Raw genomic sequence first — 17752 nt, 5'->3', positions numbered from 1 at the left:
CGATCATTCAAACGGGGAAAAGTACATCTTGCGCAAGCAACAACAGGCAAAGGGCAAGCGCGCCAAATGGCTGGCGGCGATCTTTCTGGCCAGCACCTTGCTGGTGGTCGTGCTCGACCTGGCCGGAACCCGCCGCCAGGGCGAGAGCGAGGCACGCAACCAGGCGGCCGGCCTGTCCGAGCTACTGGAAGAGCGGCTATCGTCCGGCTTGCGTGAAACCAGCCTGATCCTGAAAAGTGCCAGCGACAGCAATCTGGTGCAGCTGCTGCTGAACAAGCACATGCTGTCGCAGGAGCAAGAGGAGCGTATCGACGTGCAGATGCGCAGCAAGCTGCGCCAGATGCCTTACCTGAAGCAGATCGACATTCTGGATAGCTCCTGCTACTTGCTATATTCCAGCAAGAAACACAGCCCATCCTCCCAGCTGAAAACCGACTATTGCCGCTGGTATCACCGCAATGGCAGCCAGGACAACAGCTTTACCTCCACCCGCCAGGAGCAGGGACAGGATGGCATCGTGCTGGTGCAAAAGCTGCTGAATCAGGATGACGAGGCCATCGGCATGGTGGTGGGCGTGCTGGACAGGCATTTCTTTCAGGCCGAAGTAGCCAAGCTGCCGGTAGGACGTTTCGGTGAAATCCTGGTGCTGGATCAGCGCCAGGTGCTGCAAGCCAGCTGGCCGGCCCAGACAGGCAGGACCGAACAGGCGCTGAACGAGCTGCAAAGCACGGAAGTGCTGGACCGTCACGACAATTATCTGCAGTTCCGAGCCCCTTCCATCCTGGATCAGGAAATGCGGCTCTACAGCTCGCGCCTGATGGAAGGCTTTCCCTTCCGCGTGGTGGTGGGCATTGCCGAACGCGATTTCACCCGCGCCTACAACGACAAGGCCACGCTGGCCATTCTGGCCTGGCTGTTTACCGCCGGCCTGACCATGCTGACCCTGCGCAACCATCTGGCCAGCATCCGCCAGAACCGCTTGCTGTCTGCCAGCGCCGCACGCATACGCGAAAGCGAGGAGCTGGCCAGGCTCACCCTGGACACCGCGCCGGTGGCGCTGCTGCTGGTGGCCACCGACACCCTGCGCATCCTGCGTGCCAACGCGCCAGCACGCGACATGCTGCAGCTGCCGGCAGCCCCGCAGCGTGCCGATGGCCAGTCAGCCATGCTGGATCTGCCACTACAACTGGCCCCGGTCTGCGACTGGCTGCGCAGTGGCGAAATCGTCTCCAACCGTGAGGCCGAACTGGAACGCGCCGACCAGAGCAAGCTGTGGGCCATCGTCTCGGTAGAGCTGATGCCGCAGCAGCAGATTCCGGCGGCACTGATTGCCCTCTACGACATTTCCGAACGCAAGGCCCTGGAAAACGAACTGGAAGACAAGAACCGCCTGCTGAACGAGATGGCCATTACCGATCCGCTGACCCGGCTGAGCAACCGCCGCCATGCCGACCAGACCCTCAAGGAAGAATTACAGCGCTGCGAACGCTACAGCCAGCCGATGTCGGTGGCCGTGTTCGATATCGACCACTTCAAGCAATTCAATGACAGCTTTGGCCATCAGGCAGGTGACAATGTGCTGCTGGCCGTGGCCAATGCCGCGGTGGACTGCACACGCAGCACCGATGTGTGCGCCCGTATCGGCGGCGAGGAATTCCTGGTGATTTTCCCCTGCACCCGCTTGCGCGATGCGGAAAAAGTCATGGCAAGGGTGCAGCAGGTGCTGGCCAGCACGGTGTTCCCTTTTACCGACGAGAAAGTCACCTTCAGCGGCGGCATTACCGACTGGCGCCCCGGCGACACCCCATCCGGCATGCTCAGCCGCGCCGACAAATTGCTCTATCAGGCCAAAATGGCCGGGCGCGACCTGATGCTGAGCGACGGCAACGCCGAGTAGTTCAGCGGGACGCCTCCAGCGCCTGCGACAGCAGGCGCAACATGGCCGCCGTCGCCCCCCAGATGGTGAACTGCTGCCACTGCATGGCCAGATAATGCCCGGCCACCCCATCGCGCACATAGCTGTGCTTTTCATACTGCCGGCCATCCAGCGCCAGCTGCAGCGGCAGCTCGAACACCTCGGCCACCTCGCCCGGCTCCGGACGCAGCTGCAGGGGCGGCTGCAGCATGGCCACCACCGGCGTCACCACAAAGCCGGTGATGGTCACGTACTGCGGCAAAGTGCCCAGCACCACCACCTGCTCTTCCGCCAGACCGATCTCCTCGCGCGCTTCGCGCAGGGCGGCGGCGATGACCGAACTGTCCTCGGCATCCACCTTGCCACCCGGAAAACTCACCTGGCCGGCATGCGTCGACAAGGACTCGGTACGCCGGGTCAGCAGCACCGTGGGGCCGCTATCGTGCCAGACCAGCGGCACCAGCACTGCGGCCGGTCGCTGGCCCTCTTGTACCCCGCGCCAGGGAATGTCACCCGCCTGTCCATCAAAGACAAAACCGGCCAGGCGCTGGCGTATCCAGTCCTGGGCTTTTTCTCTGTCCGCCGGCCACATGGCTGTCATCCTTCTTATTTGGTGTGCGGGCCTATCTTGGGCAGGGCCAGTTCGCTCCAGTGTGCAAACAGACGCAGCGCCAGCCCACCCAGAAACAACAGCTGCAACAGCAAGGTACTGACCCAGGTCAGCTGGTCCAGCACAAATAGTCCACCTGCTACCAGTATGGACACCGTTCCGTAAAAATCCTTGTGCAGGATGAAGGGAATGTCATTCACCATCATGTCGCGCACCACGCCACCACCGACGGCGGTGATGAAACCCAGCAATACCACGCCGAAAGCGTTCAGGTCATACATCAGCCCGACCTGCGCGCCGGTGATGCTGAAGGCCACCAGCCCCAGCGAATCGGCGATGATGAACAGCCGCTCCAGCGTGCGGCTTTGCCGGCGGTGCAGGCGTAACAGCGCCGAAACCAGCAAGGTGGCGGCGATGATGGCCAGACTGGTGTAATCGAAAAACACCAGCGGCACCCTGGCCACCAGCACATCGCGGATGATGCCACCGCCAATGGCGGTGAGCAGGGCCACCACCACGATGCCCAGCAGGTCCAGCTGCTTGCGCACGCCGATCAGATAACCGGAAAAGGCAAAGGCAACCGTACCCAGGGCGGAAAACACTTCCATCTGAAAAAAGCGGCTACTGATTTCCATCACAGACCATCATCAACAAAAACGCCAGACCTTGTCAGGCCCGGCGTCGGGTTTTGCTTATGCATTCCGCAGAATGCCGTTCTTGCCGGCTTAGCGGCGCATGGAGTCGAAGAAGGCCAGATTGGACTTGGTGGCCTTGATCTTGTCCTGCAGGAATTCCATCGCCTCGATGTCGTCCATCGGGTACAGCAGCTTGCGCAATACCCAGATGCGCTGCAGCTGGTCTTGCGGCACCAGCAGTTCTTCGCGACGGGTACCGGAACGGTTGATGTTGAGTGCCGGGAAAATGCGCTTTTCTGCCATGCGACGATCCAGATGGATTTCGCAGTTACCAGTACCCTTGAATTCTTCGTAGATCACATCGTCCATGCGGCTGCCGGTATCGATCAGCGCGGTGGCGATAATGGTCAGGCTGCCGCCCTCTTCCACATTACGGGCAGCACCGAAGAAACGCTTGGGGCGCTGCAGGGCGTTGGCATCCACACCACCGGTCAGCACCTTGCCGGAGGCCGGTACCACGGTGTTGTAGGCGCGGGCCAGACGGGTCACCGAGTCCAGCAGGATGACCACATCTTTCTTGTGCTCGACCAGACGCTTGGCTTTTTCGATCACCATTTCAGCCACTTGCACGTGGCGGGTGGCCGGCTCGTCGAAGGTGGAGGATACGACCTCGCCCTTTACCGAGCGCTGCATTTCGGTCACTTCTTCCGGACGCTCGTCAATCAGCAACACAATCATCACCGCTTCCGGGTGATTGGTGGTGATGGCATGCGCGATGTGCTGCAGCATGACCGTCTTGCCGGACTTGGGCGGTGCCACCAGCAAGGCGCGCTGGCCTTTGCCAATGGGGGCAATCAGGTCGATGATGCGGCTGGTGATGTTTTCCTCGCTGCGGATGTCGCGCTCGAGCTTGAATTGCTCGGTCGGGAACAGCGGCGTGAGGTTTTCAAACAGGATCTTGTGCTTGGAGTTTTCCGGCGGCTCGCCGTTGACCTTGTCCACCTTCACCAGGGCGAAGTAGCGTTCGCCATCCTTGGGGGTGCGGATCTCGCCTTCGATGGAGTCCCCGGTGTGCAGATTGAAGCGGCGAATCTGCGACGGGCTGACATAGATGTCATCCGGGCCAGCCAGATACGAGGTATCCGGGCTGCGCAGGAAACCGAAACCGTCCGGCAGCACTTCCAGGGTGCCCTCGCCGAAGATGCTTTCGCCTTTTTTGGCCTGGTTTTTCAGAAGCGCAAAAATGAGGTCTTGTTTGCGCAGGCGGTTCGCGCCCTCGATCTCGTTGGAAATAGCCATTTCCACGAGCTGGGATACATGAAGGTGTTTGAGATCAGATAAATGCATAGCGGCCGTTGGTCGACTCGTAAAGATTGAGCAGAACGCTGTTTGTGGGGTGTAGATGCGGATACGAAACAGGCGGCTGATGCGCCGCCTGCTTGAAGAATGTTCAGTCGAGAATAGACGCTTTAGATGTGGCTGTCAATGAAGGCGGCCAGCTGGCTCTTGGCCAGTGCGCCCACCTTGGTGGCGGCAACCTGACCGTCCTTGAAAATCATCAGGGTCGGGATGCCGCGAATGCCGAATTTCGGCGGGGTCAGCTCGTTCTGGTCGATGTTGAGCTTGGCCACTTTCAGGCGACCGGCGTATTCCTTGGCCACTTCGTCCAGGATGGGGGCGATCATCTTGCACGGACCGCACCATTCCGCCCAGTAGTCGACCAGTACCGGCACATCGGCCTTCAGGACGTCTTGTTCAAAGGAGTCGTCGGTTACGTGCAGGATAAGATCGCTCATGGCTTCCTCTAGTATTCGGGGTGGTTTGCAGTGTCGTTAACCGCTGATGTTAACAATTGACTGCCTGCGGGGCAACCGCGGTTTTGCCGCTCTGCCGGCCTGCGCAGTGCGGTCAGCCACGGCCATCCATAGACAATGGGAGCGCCAGCGGCGCTTTTCAAGAGTCCGGCAAGGCCGCCGCCAGCAATTGGCGGGTATAGGCCTGCTGTGGCGCAGCGAACAGCTGGGCAGCATCGCCCTGCTCCACCACCCGCCCGCCCTGCAACACCAGCACCTGATGCGCTACCGCGCGGATCACCGCCAGATCATGACTGATGAACAGATAACTGAGGCCGTATTTGCGCTGCAGGCTGCGCAACAGCTGCAGTACCTGTTTTTGCAAGGTGGCATCCAGCGCACTGGTGGGTTCGTCCAGCAGTAAGAGCTTGGGTTTGAGAATCAATGCCCGGGCAATGGCAATGCGCTGGCGCTGGCCGCCGGAGAATTCATGCGGATAGCGCTCCATGAATTCATGATGCAGGCCCACTTCGGCCAGGGTGGCCACCACCTGCTGACGGATTTCGGCACGGCTGAGCTGCGGCTGATGCAGCTCCAGCCCTTCGGCCACGATCTGGCCCACGGTCTGCCGTGGCGACAGCGCGGCGAACGGGTCCTGGAATACTACCTGGAAATCCTTGCGCGCCCGGCGCAGCGCGCCACCACGCAAGCCCTGCAAATCGACATCATCCAGACTGATCTCGCCCTGGCATGGCAATAGCCGCAACAGGGCCAGGCCCAGCGTGGTTTTGCCTGAGCCGGACTCCCCGACAATGCCCAGCGTCCGCCCGGCCGGCACGCTCAGTGACACATCCTGCAACACCGTCTGCTCGTGCCGGCGCAGCAGGCCGCGTTTCTGTAGATAGCTGACCGCCAGATTGCGCACCTGCAGCCGCGGCGGCGCGGCAGGCGCTGCTGCGTCATCCAGCACATCCGGCCGGCTGGCCAGCAATTCGGCGGTATAGGGATGGGAAGGCTGGCGGAACACCTGTGCCACCTTGCCGCTTTCCACCACCAGGCCGCCGCGCATCACCACCACCTTGTCGGCAAAACGCCGCACCAGATTGAGGTCGTGGGTGATGAACAGCACCGCCATGCCCAGCTCCTGCTGCAATTCGTCCAGCAATTGCAGGATTTGCGCCTGCACCGTCACATCCAGTGCCGTGGTCGGTTCGTCGGCAATCAGCAAACGCGGCCGGCAAGCCAGGGCCATCGCGATCATCGCGCGCTGGCGCTGGCCGCCGGACAGCTGGAAGGGGTAGCTGTCGATCTTGTCGGCGGCTTCGCTGATGCCGGTACGCAGCAGCAGGCGGATGGCTTCGGCACGGGCTTCACGCGCCGTCAGCCCCAGATGCAGGGTGAGGGTTTCGCCGATTTGCCGGCCAATGGTGAACAAGGGATTCAGCGCATGCATCGGCTCCTGGAAAATCATGGCGATATCGCGGCCACGTATCTGGCGCAGGCGCTTTTCGCCGGCCCCCAGCAGCTCCTCACCGGCCAGGCGGATGGATCCGCTGAGCCGGACATCAGGATTGAGCTGCAACAGGGCCTGGGCAGTCACAGTTTTGCCGGAGCCGGATTCACCCACCAGCGCCACCTTTTCACCAGCAGCCACGCTAAAGCCCACCGAGGACAACACTTGCTGGCGGCCAAAGTGGGCATTGAGCGCGGCAATGGTCAACAGGGTTTCCATCTCAGCCTTTCCGGGTATCCATGGCGGCACGCAGCCCTTCACCGATGAAGATCAGCAATAGCAGGGTGGTGGTGAGGACGGCGAAGGTGGGCAGGGCAATCCACCAGGCGTCCAGATTGTCCTTGCCCTGTGCCAGCAGCTCGCCCAGGCTGGGCGTGCTGGACGGCACACCCAGACCGAGAAAATCCAGGCTGGTGAGCGCCAGGATCGCCCCGCTCACCCGGAAGGGCAGAAAGGCCAATACCGGCGTCAGGCTGTTGGGCAGCAAATGCCGCCACATGATCTGCAGGCTGTTCAGCCCTAGCGAACGGGCCGCCAGCACATATTCCAGCTGGCGGTTGCGCAGGAATTCGGCCCGCACATAATCGGCCAGCCCCATCCAGCCGAACACCGTCAGCAGCAATAACAGCAACAGCAGGCTGGGCTTGAACAACGAGGCCAGAATGATCAGCAGGTAAAGCTCGGGCAGGCTGCCCCAGATTTCCAGCAGCCTTTGCAGCACGAGATCGAACTTGCCGCCGAAAAAACCCTGCAGCGAGCCGAACAGCACCCCCAGCAGGGTGCCGGACACGGTCAGCGCCAATGCAAACAGCACCGATACCCGAAAGCCGTAGATCAGCCGTGCCAGCACGTCCCGCCCGCGATCATCGGTGCCCAGCACATTGTCGGCCGACGGCGCCGCCGGATTGGGGCTGTCGGCAAAATAATTGACCGTGTTGTAGCTGTAGGGATTGGGCGCATAGATGGCGAAATTGCCTGGCCGGGCAAACTGGTCCTGGATGAAGGGGTCGAGATAATCCGTGTTGGTATCAAAGTCGCCGCCAAAGGTGGTTTCCTGGTAATCGAACAGCAAGGGGAAATACAGCTGGTCGTGATAACGCACCACCAGTGGCCGGTCGTTGGAGAGCAGCTCGGCCCCTAGCGACAGCACAAACAGCAGCAAGAACAGCCACAAGCTGAAAAAGCCGCGCTTGTGCTGGCAAAAGCGCCGCCAGGCGCGCTGGCCGGGAGTGAGGCTGGGCGCATGGCTCATCGCTCACCTCCATCGAAACTGACGCGCGGGTCCACCAGCACATAGCTCAGATCGGACAGCAGCTTGGCCAGCAAGCCCAGCAGGGTGAACACATACAGGCTGCCCATCACCACCGGATAATCGCGGCGCATCACCGACTCGTAAGACAGCAGGCCCAGCCCGTCCAGCGAGAACAGGGTTTCGATCAGCAGGCTGCCGGTAAAAAACGCGCCGATAAAGGCCGCCGGGAAACCGGTAATCAGCGGGATCAGCGCATTGCGAAATACATGGCGGTACAGGATGGCGCGCTCGGACAAACCCTTGGCGCGGGCGGTGTAGACATACTGGCGGCGGATTTCTTCCAGAAACACATTCTTGGTGAGCATGGTCATCACCGCCAGATTCCCCACTACCGAGGCAGTCACTGGCAGCACGATGTGCCACAGATAATCCAGCAGCTTGTCGACGAGACTGAGGCTGGACCAGTTGTCGCTCACCAGCCCGCGCAGCGGGAATAGCTGCCAGAAACTGCCGCCGCCGAACAGCACCAGCAAGGCCACCCCCAGCACGAAACCGGGAATGGCATAGCCAACCAGAATCAGCGTGCTGCTGGCCAGATCGAACAGGCTGCCGTCGCGCACCGCCTTGGCGATGCCCAGCGGAATGCACAGCAGATAGGTGATGAAAAATGTCCACAGGCCGATGCTCATCGACACCGGCAGCTTGGACAGGATTAGCTGCGCCACCGACTGGTGATGGAAAAAGCTCTCACCCAGATCAAAGCGGGCAAAACCGGCCAGCATGTGGCCAAAGCGCTGCAAGGGCGGCTGGTCAAAGCCATACAGCTTGCGCAGTGCCTGCAGCTCTTCCGGCTGCAGGCCACCACGACTCTGATACGGGCTGCCGCTGCTGACCGTCTCGCCGGCCACACCGCTGTGGCCCAGTTGCTGCACCATCTGCTCCACCGGCCCGCCCGGCACCAGCTGGATGATGGCAAAGGTGAGCGCCAGCACGCCGATCAGGGTGGGAATCATCAGTAACAGGCGTTTGAGGATATAGCGCCACATGCTCATTTCTTCTCCCACCAGGTTTCGATGGCCCACGTGGTCGGGCTGTAATACAAAGGCAGCTTGGCCGGCTGGCCAAAGCGGTTCCACCAGGCCATGCGGTAATAAGGCAGATACCAGTTGGGCAGCAGGTAATAGCCGGCACGCAAGACCCGGTCCAGCGCGCGGCTGGCCGCCTGCAACTGGCGACGGTCGGCAAACCGCTGGAAATTGGGCAGCAGTGCCTCTACCGCCGGGTCGCACAGCCCGGCCCAGTTTTGCGAACCGGGGGTCTGCGCCGCCTGACAGCTGTGGTAGTCCAGTTGCTCGTTACCCGGGCTATTGCTGGCGCCGTACACCACCACCGTCATGTCGTAGTCGAAATCATTCAGCCGGCGCTGGTAGATGGCCGGATCTACCAGCCGCACCGTCAAGGTAATACCCAGCTTGGCCAGATTCTGCTGCCAGCCGCTGGCCACCCGGTCGTATACCTTGGAATAGGTGAGAAACTCGATGCGTAGCGGCCGGCCACGGTGATCCACCAGTTGGCCGCCCTCGTAGCGCCAGCCCGCCTCGAACAACAGCTGGCGCGCCTGCCGCAGATTACGGCGGATGCCATAGCGGCCATCGGTAAACGGCGGTTCCACCGGCAGGCCGAACACGGCGGGGTCCAGTTTTTCCTTGATGGGTTCGAGCAGCTTCAGCTCATCCGGCCCCGGCAGACCACGGGCTGCCAGATCGCTATTGGTGAAAAAACTGTTGCTGCGCTGGTACTGGCCATAAAACAGGTTACGGTTGGCCCATTCGAAATCGAAGGCCAGGCTGATGGCCTGGCGCAAGCGCTTGTCGGCAAACTGCTGCCGCCGCAGATTGAACACAAAGCCCTGCATGCCGGCACTGCGCTGGTGCGGCAGGGTTTTCTTGATGATGCGGCCATCGTCAAACTTGGGGCCGACATAGCCACGCGCCCATTGTTTAGCCATGTTTTCGGCCGACACATCGAATTCACCAGCCTTGAAGGCTTCCAGCCGGGCAGTTTCGTCCTGGTAATAGCGATAGCTGATGCGGTCGAAATTGAACATGCCCTGGCGTACCGGCAGTCTGGCTGCCCAGTACTGCGGATTGCGCTTGAAGCTGATGTTCTTGCCCAGGTCATAGCGCTCCAGCACATAGGGGCCGGAGCCGACGGGTGGCTGCAAGGCCACATCGGCCAGCGATTTGCCGGCGGCAATCCATTGCCGGGAAAACACCGGCAACTGGCACAGCGTCATGTGCAGCTCGGAATTCCGCCGCTTGAAGTCAAAGCGCACGGTTGTGGCATCCACCGCCACCGCCTGCTGCACATCGGCCCAGTAGACGCGGTATAGCGGCGTGGCCGCCGGGTCGCGCGTCAGGGTATTGAAGGAGGCCACCACATCGGCAGCCTGTACCGGGCGGCCATTGGCAAAGCGCGCCAGCGGGTTCAGGTGAAAGCGTACCGACAACTTGTCGGCGGCCAGCTGCATGTCGTCGGCCAGCAGGCCATAGCAGCTATAGGGTTCGTCCTCGCTGGACACGCCCAGGGTATCCAGCAACAGCGCCTGCACGCCATCGGCCTTGTCCCCTTTAAGCGTAAAGGGATTGAGCGTGTCGAAACTGCCCTGCGCCGGCAATACCAGCTGCCCGCCCTTGGGGGCTTGCGGCTCGACATAGTCAAAATGTGTAAAACCGGCGGCGTATTTCGGGGTATAGCCCATGGCCTGAGCCGGAGCAGCCATCCCCCTGGCAGCCCACAGCAGCAGCAAAACCCCTAGCCAATGTTGTTGTTTCATATTGTTGTGACTGCTTACGCATTAATCATGACTAGCTTATCATTGCGGTTTTCCGTTTTGCGTCTGCCGGCAACAGTCTGCCGCCCAGCCCGGGCAGAACGGGATAATCATGCATTGTGGACAGGATAGCCTGTTTCCGGCTGGCGGCGGAACGCCCCAGCCCGTGGCACACGGCCTGTTACCACGATATAAACCTTTTTCCGACCGTCTGCCGGACGCGCGATTCGCGGCCTTGCCGCCGCGTGCACGACGGCTGTCGGACAATCCCCACGACAGCGTAGCGCAGGCTTGGGTATAATGCCCCCCTGTTTCTACCAAGAAGGACTCCAAATGGGCTTTCTGCAAGGCAAAAAAATTCTGATTACCGGCATGATCTCCAACCGCTCCATCGCCTATGGCATCGCCCAGGCGTGCCACAAGCAAGGCGCGGAGCTGGCTTTCACCTATGTGGTGGACAAGCTGGAAGACCGTGTACGTGAAATGGCCAAGGATTTCGGCAGCGAGCTGGTTTTCCGCTGCGATGTGCAGAGCGATGATGAAATCAACCAGCTGTTTGTCGATCTGGGCAAACAGTGGGATGGTCTGGACGGCCTGGTGCATGCCATTGCCTTCGCCCCGCGCGAATCGCTGGAAGGCGACTTCCTGGACGCACTGACCCGCGAAGCTTTCCACACCGCGCACGATGTTTCCGCTTACAGCTTCCCGGCACTGGCCAAGGCTGCCCGCCCGATGATGCAAGGCCGCAATGCCGCCCTGTTGACCCTGTCCTACCTGGGTGCCATCCGTGCCATCCCGAACTACAACGTGATGGGCCTGGCCAAGGCCAGCCTGGAATCGTCGGTACGCTTCATGGCTGCCAGCCTGGGCAAGGACAATATCCGTGTCAACGGCCTGTCCGCCGGTCCGATCAAGACCCTGGCTGCTGCCGGCATTTCCGGCTTCTCCAAGCTGCTGTCGATTGCTGCCGGCCAGTCCTGTCTGCGCCGCAACGTCACCACCGAGGAAGTGGGCAACACTGCCGCCTTCCTGCTGTCCGACCTGTCCTCCGGCATTACCGGCGAAATCACCTATGTTGATGCCGGCTTCAGCATCAACTCGATGAACGTACCGGACGCCTGATGCATCCTGGCGCAGCTTGGCTGCGCTGCTGACATCGCTGCCACGGGGCGGCTTCCTTGACCGGAAGCTGCCCCGTTTTGCATGGTGAGCCCGGCGGGTTCAACCAAATGGTGGATGGTGTCAGCAGTGCCGCTCTCGCACACTGATCGGGCCTTTACCCAATCAGGAGAACAGCATGAGCAGCCAGCCCGTATTCATCCCCGTCGGCGATCTGGCCGATGGTTTCGCCCCGGACAGCCACATCCTTCCCAACAGTACTGCCCTGCAAGGGCGGCAATTTGTGCTGCACTTTGCCGATGGCAGCAGTGCCAGCCTGCAGGTGGGCGAGCAGGATTGCCAGCTGGAAACCATGAGCAAGGGTAGTGCCGAGGGCTTTGTCGGCCAGGGCGCTTACCGCGCCAGCAGCCTGCGCCCCGGCATCGTGCTGCTGGATTTCATCCCGTTCCAGCAACATGGCCACTCGCTCAGCCTGGTGCTGGATCTTGAACGTACCGTGTTTACCGCCATCGCCGGCCAATTACCCAGCGCACAGGAAGTGGGGCAATCCGCCTTCAGTCGCGTCAATCAGGGTCAGGAGCTGACCGCAGTGCGCTGCCAGTTTGCCCATGGCAGCCTGAATCAGCCGCTTACGGCCAGCACCGCCCTGCACCACGTCAGCGACGAGTTGATCGGCCTGCGCAATCAGTACCGCTACAGCCCCACCGAGTGTTACGAGCATATCTATCTGAACAGCCATTTTTATACCTGGCAGTGCTTGCAAGGCGTGGAACAGGGGCTGGCCGATGTGGACCGTTGCCATTATTTCAAGCTGGACGAGGCGCTCTACCTGTTTGTCTGGCGCGAGAAAATCATCCCCACGCTGGGCGTGGTGCTGATCGACCTGCAGCAACTGAAAACCGATGGCAAGATTTTCGGCTATCAGGGCAATGACTTCACTGCCATTGCCAATTTCCCGGTGGGCGCAAAGGCGCAGGTCCTCAACCGCACCAGCCACCTGCTGCACGACTGAGGACTAGCCATGCTCAAGCTCGACTTTGCCGGCAAGGTGGTACTGGTGACCGGCGGCGCGCAAGGCATAGGTGCGGCCATCTGCCAGCTGTTTGCCCGCCATGCCGCCACGGTGGTGGTGGCGGACTTGCAGGGAGAACTGGCCCTGGCCACGGCTGCAGCCTTGCGGGCGCAAGGCTTGCAGGCCAGCGCCTGCCAGTGCGATCTGGCCGAGCCAGAACAAGCCACCGCACTGGTAGGCCGTGTGCTGGAACAACAGGGCCGGCTGGATGTGCTGATCCACAATGCCGCTTATTTCCCGCTAACGGCGTTTGCCGATATCAGCCCGGCACTGCTGCAACGCACGCTGGCCGTCAACCTGCAGGCACTGTTCTGGCTGAGCCAGGCCGCACAAGCTGCCATGCGTGGCCAGGGTGGCGGGCGCATCATTGCCACTTCATCGGTGACCGGCCCGCGGGTTGCCTATCCGGGGCTGGCGCATTACGCCGCGTCCAAGGCCGGGGTCAACGGCTTTATTCGTGCCGCCGCACTGGAACTGGCAGCTGATCACATTACCGTCAACGGGGTGGAGCCTGGAATGATACGCACACCAGCCATGGACAATCTGGGCGATGCCGGCCTGAATGCGGCCATTGCCGGCAGCATTCCGCTGGGCCGGCTGGGCGAGCCGACAGATATCGCAGCGGCGATGCTGTTTCTCGCCTCCGATGCTGCCGGCTATATCACGGGCCAGACCATCGTGGTGGATGGCGGGGCCACGCTGCCGGAGAGCAGCGCCGTCATGCATTGACCCAAAACGGTTTAGCCAATTCAGAGCAATCAACAACAGTCCTTGGGACGAGGCGCGCCGACAGTAGCAGCAGTACCGCCAGGAGGCGCAAGGCCGCCACAGGGATTTGTTCGCAGCGCGAAGCAAGACCGCCACCCGGCGGTCTTGCTGCTTGTAATGGTGTCAGAGCCGGCCATACGCCAGCGTCGGCACATCGACAATGCTGGAGCCGCCATCCGCCACAATGGCGGCGCCGGTGATGATGCTGGCCTGCTCCGACAGCAAAAAGCGGCATACCGTGGCGATTTCCTCCGCTGCAGCGGCGCGGCGCAAGGGCACGTCGGCCGTCACCCGGGCATAGGCTTGTTGCAGGCTGTCGCCGTAGTGTTGCATCAGCGGCTGCATTTCCTCGTCGGCCATCGGCGTGGTCACCCAGCCGGGGCAGACAGCATTCACCCTCACCCCTTGCGGGCCATAGTCGCGCGCCAGCGAACGGGTGAGGCCGATCAGGGCATGTTTGGCCGTGGTGTAGCCACAGACTTCCGGGCCGGCGGCCAGCGAGGCAATCGACGCCAGCAACACCACAGCCCCCCGGCTGTTTATCAGGTCCGGCAGGCAGGCGCGCGTGCTGACAAAGGCCGAATCCAGATTGGCACGCATGGCTGCCTGCCATGCCACATCGTCGGTAGCCAGCGCACTGCCCATGCCCAGCCCGCCGGCGCAGCACAGCAGGCCGTCAATCCGCCCGTAGCGCTGCATGATCTGGGCCTGCATCGCTTCCCAGTCGGCACTGCTGGCGGCATCGCCCACCAGTGCCAGCGCACCGCAATCCTGTGCCACTGCCTGCAATGGCGCGGAGCGGCGGCCTATCAGCACCAGCGCGTGGCCATCGGCGGCCAGCAGGCGGGCGCAGGCGGCACCAATGCCGCTGCCGGCTCCGGTAATGACGATGACTCGGGCCTGTTCGCTCATGTCTTGCTCCTGTTGGTGGATAAGCGACCAGTCTAGGCTGCAGCGCGGCAGCGCCCTATCCATCAAATGGTGGAGAGCACCCGGTGCACGCAGCAGCGAACTTGGGTTGCAGGAAACTGAATGTTAAGATGTTAAAAACATTGCTCATCCCTAGCCCATGCCCAAACAGAACCCCCAGCACCAGCACCGCCTGCCCCAACATTTGCTGCGCGCCCGCGAAGCAGTGATGGCTTATTTCCGCCCCCTGCTCAATAGCGTGGGCCTGACTGAACAGCAATGGCGCATCTTGCGGCTGCTGGATGATCGCGGCGAAATGGAAGCCGGCATGATTGCCGACCTGGCCTGCATCCTGTCGCCCAGCCTGACCGGCATCCTGGTGCGCATGGAAAAGGCCGGGCTGGTGCTGCGCAGCCGCGACAAGGTGGACAGCCGCCGGCTGATCGTGTCCTTGTCCAAGGAGGGGCGCCGCCTGACCCGCCAGGTGGCCCCGCTGTCCACCGCCTGCTACGAACAGATCGAAGCCCATTTCGGCGAGGAAAAACTGGAGCTGCTGATCAGCCTGCTAAGCGAGCTGGAACAGCTACCCGCCCCCCAACCCGGTGTGCTGCCAAGCAGCACGCTAGAGGAAGCTTAAGGCCCTGCCGGGCCGGGCGCGTGCGATACGGTGCGAAAACCGATATGGCTGCTGCCCAGGCTCAGCTCCTGGGCATGACGGGCGCTGGGGCGGTAACGCTGGCAATACAGCGGCGAGCACAAAAAGGAACCGCCCTTGATGGTGCCAAGCTGGCGGCCACGCGCCTGCAATGACAGCGCATCCTCCAGATTCAACGCCGGCTGCGCCGTGGCACCGCGCAGCGGCGTGCTCCAGTCATCTGCCGTCCATTCCCACACATTGCCGATCAGGTCGAACAGGCCATAGCCATTGGCGGCAAAACAGCCCACCGGTGCGGTAGCGGCAAAGCCATCCTCAGTATTGTTCTTGAAGGGGAAAGGCCCCTGCCAGGTATTGGCCATCTGCCGGCCTTGCCGCTGCAGGCTATCCCCCCAGGGAAAACGACTGTCGGCACCGCCACGCGCGGCATATTCGAACTCAGCCTCGGTAGGCAGGCTGCGCCCGGCCCAGCGGGCATAGGCTGTGGCATCTTCACGGGCGATATGCACCACCGGGTGGTTCTCCCGTCCGCGCCAGCTGCTACCCGGTCCTTCCGGCTGCCGCCAGTTGGCACCTGGGACAAAGTGCCACCAGTTGACTTGGTCCGGCGCCAGCCGGGTCGGCATGATAAACACCATGGAGCCGGGTTGGCGCAGCCTGGCCGGCACGGCGGGATAGCGCCTAACATCCAGCCCGCGCTCGGCCAGGGTGCGATAGCCGGTGGCGCGCACAAAGCGGGCAAACTGGGCATTGCTGACTTCCTGTCTGTCCATCCAGAAGCCTGCGACGGTGACCTCGCGCGCCGGCGCTTCTTCCGGATAGGCATCATCCGCTCCCATGATGAAGCGCCCACCCGGCACCCAGCCTTGTGCCATGGCAGCCGTATCCGGCATGCCGCCATAGCGCCGGCAGGCCGCAGCACTACCCAGCAGTGGTGCGGCTGCCGCCGCCAGACTCACCCACAGCAGCCCGCCTGCGATCAAGCCGCGCCGCATGTCATTCGTCTCCGGTCAGTGGATAGCCGGTGTCACGCATACCGGGGCGCACATTATTGCGCTGCACATACTGCGCCCATTCCGTCAGCAGTTCGTCCAGCTTGGCGGCATGGCGGCTAGCGATATCATGCTGTTCGCCCGGATCTTGCTGCAGATCGTATAAGGCCCAGTGCCCCTGGTTGCGATTCTGGTAGTGGTAGACGATTTTCCAGTGGCCCTTGCGCAAGGCTTGCCGCCCCATCAGCTCCATACCCCACACATAATCAGGATTGTGCACGGCAGCACGGCCTTGCAGATAAGGCAGCATCGACATCCCTTGCACAGGCAGCACGGTCTGTCCCTGCCACAGCAGGCCGGGATGACGCGCCCCTGCCAGCTCGAGCAGGGTGGGCATCACGTCCATGGCGGTCAGCAGCTGGGTGCTGCGACCAGCATGGATGGCAGAGGGATAGCGGATGAAGGAAGCCGAACGCACTCCCCCCTCGTAAGTAAAGGCCTTGAAATAACGGAAAGGCTGGGCGCTGACCTGGCCCCAGGCCGGCCCCTGAAAGGCAAAGGAATCAGGCCGGCCGATATTCTCCAGCCGGTTGTCAAAGTTGGCGGGTATCCAGCTTTTGTTGCCGCCATCTGCCGCCCAGTCATTGCCTTCCGGCCCGTTGTCGGACAGAAAGAGGATGACGGTATTGTCAAACTGGCCGCGCTGCTTCAAGTGCGTAACCAGCTTGCCCACTTCGACATCCAGTGCACTGAGCATGGCAGCATAGGCTTCCATATCACGGGCGGAACGGGCCTGCTCGGCCGGGCTGAGGCTGGCCCAGGGTCGGACACCCGCTGGCATGGGAACAGGCTTGACCTGCTTGCCAATCAGCCCCAGCCGCTGCATGCGGGCAATGCGCTGGCGGGAAATCTCCTCGTAACCGGCGGCATAGCGCCCGCGATATTGCCGCAAGAAGCGGTCCGGAGCCTGCAGGGGCAGGTGCGGCGCGGTATAGGCGAGATAAGCGAAGAAGGGCTGGCCGTCGGCGGACTGGCTGTCCAGATAGCTGATCAGCTTGTCGGTAAAGAAAGTGCTGGAGTAAAAATCGGCGGGCAAGGAGACAAGGCGGCCATCTTCGCGATAGGTCGGCGCTGGCGTGCCAGCCACAATCTGTTGCGGGGCCGACTGGTTGAAATGCGCGGCACCACCATTCATTAGCGCAAAAGAGCGCTCAAAGCCACGGCTCTCCGGTCGTTGGCCATCGGCCATGCCCAGATGCCACTTGCCACTCATATAAGTGTGATAGCCGGCCTCGCGCAGCAGCTGCGGCAGGGCCACCACCCGGCTGGCCAGATAGCCTTCGTAACCGGCCTGCCCCAGCTGATGCGGGGTCAGCGTGGGGCTCATCATCTCGGCCATATTGCCGACACCAGCCAGATGATTGTCCATGCCGGCCAGCAGCATGGCGCGGGTGGGTGAACAGGTGGGCGCCACCAACATGCTGGATAACAGCCGGCCTTCGCGCAGCAAGGCATCCAGGTGGGGGGTGTCGATTTCGCCGCCCATCGCCCCCAGATCGGAATAGCCCATATCGTCCACCACCAGCAGTACGATATTGGGCCGTGCTGCCGGCCCGGCGGCCTGCACCGCCGTGGCCAGCCAGAGAAGCACGCTGCCCAGTACAAATCTGCTCTGCCGCATGTCCA

16 protein-coding genes are annotated in these 17752 nt (G+C 62.0%); 5 read left to right on the top strand and 11 right to left on the bottom strand.

Annotated features, from left to right (window positions below; genetic code table 11):
- The first annotated feature begins 28 nt into the window (after positions 1 to 28).
- Positions 29 to 1897 carry a sensor domain-containing diguanylate cyclase gene (locus EAY64_RS00655; protein WP_103522858.1) on the top strand — a complete coding sequence of 623 codons (1869 nt, stop codon included), beginning with the start codon at positions 29 to 31 and terminating at the stop codon, positions 1895 to 1897.
- 1 nt (position 1898) lies between these two features.
- Here EAY64_RS00655 and EAY64_RS00650 read toward each other — a convergent pair whose 3' ends face one another.
- The 8 genes from EAY64_RS00650 to EAY64_RS00615 all read right to left on the bottom strand — a co-directional run bounded on the left by EAY64_RS00650 (position 1899) and on the right by EAY64_RS00615 (position 10554).
- Complete coding sequence (locus tag EAY64_RS00650; RefSeq protein ID WP_103522857.1) at positions 1899 to 2507, bottom strand: CoA pyrophosphatase; 609 nt, start codon at positions 2505 to 2507, stop codon at positions 1899 to 1901.
- A 14-nt stretch (positions 2508 to 2521) separates the two neighbouring features.
- The gene (locus EAY64_RS00645) at positions 2522 to 3160 is read right to left on the bottom strand and encodes a trimeric intracellular cation channel family protein (protein ID WP_059287586.1); all 639 of its coding nucleotides are present in this window, start codon (positions 3158 to 3160) and stop codon (positions 2522 to 2524) included.
- A gap of 90 nt (positions 3161 to 3250) precedes the next feature.
- Positions 3251 to 4507 carry a transcription termination factor Rho gene (gene rho / locus EAY64_RS00640; protein WP_103522856.1) on the bottom strand — a complete coding sequence of 419 codons (1257 nt, stop codon included), beginning with the start codon at positions 4505 to 4507 and terminating at the stop codon, positions 3251 to 3253.
- A gap of 122 nt (positions 4508 to 4629) precedes the next feature.
- Positions 4630 to 4956 carry a thioredoxin TrxA gene (gene trxA, locus EAY64_RS00635; protein ID WP_045847065.1) on the bottom strand — a complete coding sequence of 109 codons (327 nt, stop codon included), beginning with the start codon at positions 4954 to 4956 and terminating at the stop codon, positions 4630 to 4632.
- A 157-nt stretch (positions 4957 to 5113) separates the two neighbouring features.
- Entirely contained in the window at positions 5114 to 6685 is a 1572-nt protein-coding gene (locus EAY64_RS00630; protein WP_103522855.1) for an ABC transporter ATP-binding protein, read from the bottom strand.
- Position 6686: 1 nt separating this feature from the next.
- On the bottom strand, positions 6687 to 7718 hold the full coding sequence (locus EAY64_RS00625) for an ABC transporter permease (protein WP_103522854.1): 1032 nt from the start codon (positions 7716 to 7718) through the stop codon (positions 6687 to 6689).
- A complete protein-coding gene (locus tag EAY64_RS00620; RefSeq protein WP_103522853.1) occupies positions 7715 to 8764 on the bottom strand; it encodes a microcin C ABC transporter permease YejB in 1050 nt (349 codons plus the stop codon). Before EAY64_RS00620 ends, EAY64_RS00625 begins: the two co-directional genes overlap by 4 nt.
- 2 nt (positions 8765 to 8766) lie before the next feature.
- Positions 8767 to 10554, bottom strand: a complete 1788-nt coding sequence (locus EAY64_RS00615; protein ID WP_103522852.1) for an extracellular solute-binding protein — start codon at positions 10552 to 10554, stop codon at positions 8767 to 8769.
- A 330-nt stretch (positions 10555 to 10884) separates the two neighbouring features.
- Here EAY64_RS00615 and fabI point away from each other — a divergent pair, with 330 nt between their 5' ends.
- The 3 genes from fabI (at position 10885) to EAY64_RS00600 (ending at position 13471) form a co-directional block, all read left to right on the top strand.
- Positions 10885 to 11673 carry an enoyl-ACP reductase FabI gene (gene fabI, locus EAY64_RS00610; RefSeq protein WP_103522851.1) on the top strand — a complete coding sequence of 263 codons (789 nt, stop codon included), beginning with the start codon at positions 10885 to 10887 and terminating at the stop codon, positions 11671 to 11673.
- 175 nt (positions 11674 to 11848) lie between these two features.
- A complete protein-coding gene (locus EAY64_RS00605; protein WP_103522850.1) occupies positions 11849 to 12682 on the top strand; it encodes a MoaF C-terminal domain-containing protein in 834 nt (277 codons plus the stop codon).
- Positions 12683 to 12691: 9 nt separating this feature from the next.
- The gene (locus EAY64_RS00600) at positions 12692 to 13471 is read left to right on the top strand and encodes an SDR family oxidoreductase (RefSeq protein WP_103522849.1); all 780 of its coding nucleotides are present in this window, start codon (positions 12692 to 12694) and stop codon (positions 13469 to 13471) included.
- A gap of 162 nt (positions 13472 to 13633) precedes the next feature.
- On the opposite strand, the gene EAY64_RS00595 is transcribed toward EAY64_RS00600, so the two are convergent.
- The gene (locus tag EAY64_RS00595; RefSeq protein WP_103522848.1) at positions 13634 to 14422 is read right to left on the bottom strand and encodes an SDR family NAD(P)-dependent oxidoreductase; all 789 of its coding nucleotides are present in this window, start codon (positions 14420 to 14422) and stop codon (positions 13634 to 13636) included.
- A gap of 157 nt (positions 14423 to 14579) precedes the next feature.
- Between EAY64_RS00595 and hpaR the strand changes: the two genes are divergently transcribed.
- The gene (gene hpaR, locus EAY64_RS00590) at positions 14580 to 15056 is read left to right on the top strand and encodes a homoprotocatechuate degradation operon regulator HpaR (protein ID WP_103522847.1); all 477 of its coding nucleotides are present in this window, start codon (positions 14580 to 14582) and stop codon (positions 15054 to 15056) included.
- Here hpaR and EAY64_RS00585 read toward each other — a convergent pair.
- Both EAY64_RS00585 and EAY64_RS00580 read right to left on the bottom strand, forming a co-directional pair.
- Positions 15053 to 16069 carry a formylglycine-generating enzyme family protein gene (locus EAY64_RS00585; protein ID WP_103522846.1) on the bottom strand — a complete coding sequence of 339 codons (1017 nt, stop codon included), beginning with the start codon at positions 16067 to 16069 and terminating at the stop codon, positions 15053 to 15055. The two genes, hpaR and EAY64_RS00585, sit on opposite strands and share 4 nt — an antisense overlap.
- Position 16070: 1 nt before the next feature.
- A complete protein-coding gene (locus EAY64_RS00580; protein WP_103522845.1) occupies positions 16071 to 17747 on the bottom strand; it encodes an arylsulfatase in 1677 nt (558 codons plus the stop codon).
- Positions 17748 to 17752: the final 5 nt, after the last annotated feature.

This window comes from Aquitalea palustris (assembly GCF_003693445.1).
Lineage (GTDB): Bacteria > Pseudomonadota > Gammaproteobacteria > Burkholderiales > Chromobacteriaceae > Aquitalea > Aquitalea palustris.
This window is presented reverse-complemented; position numbering and strand designations above follow the sequence as displayed.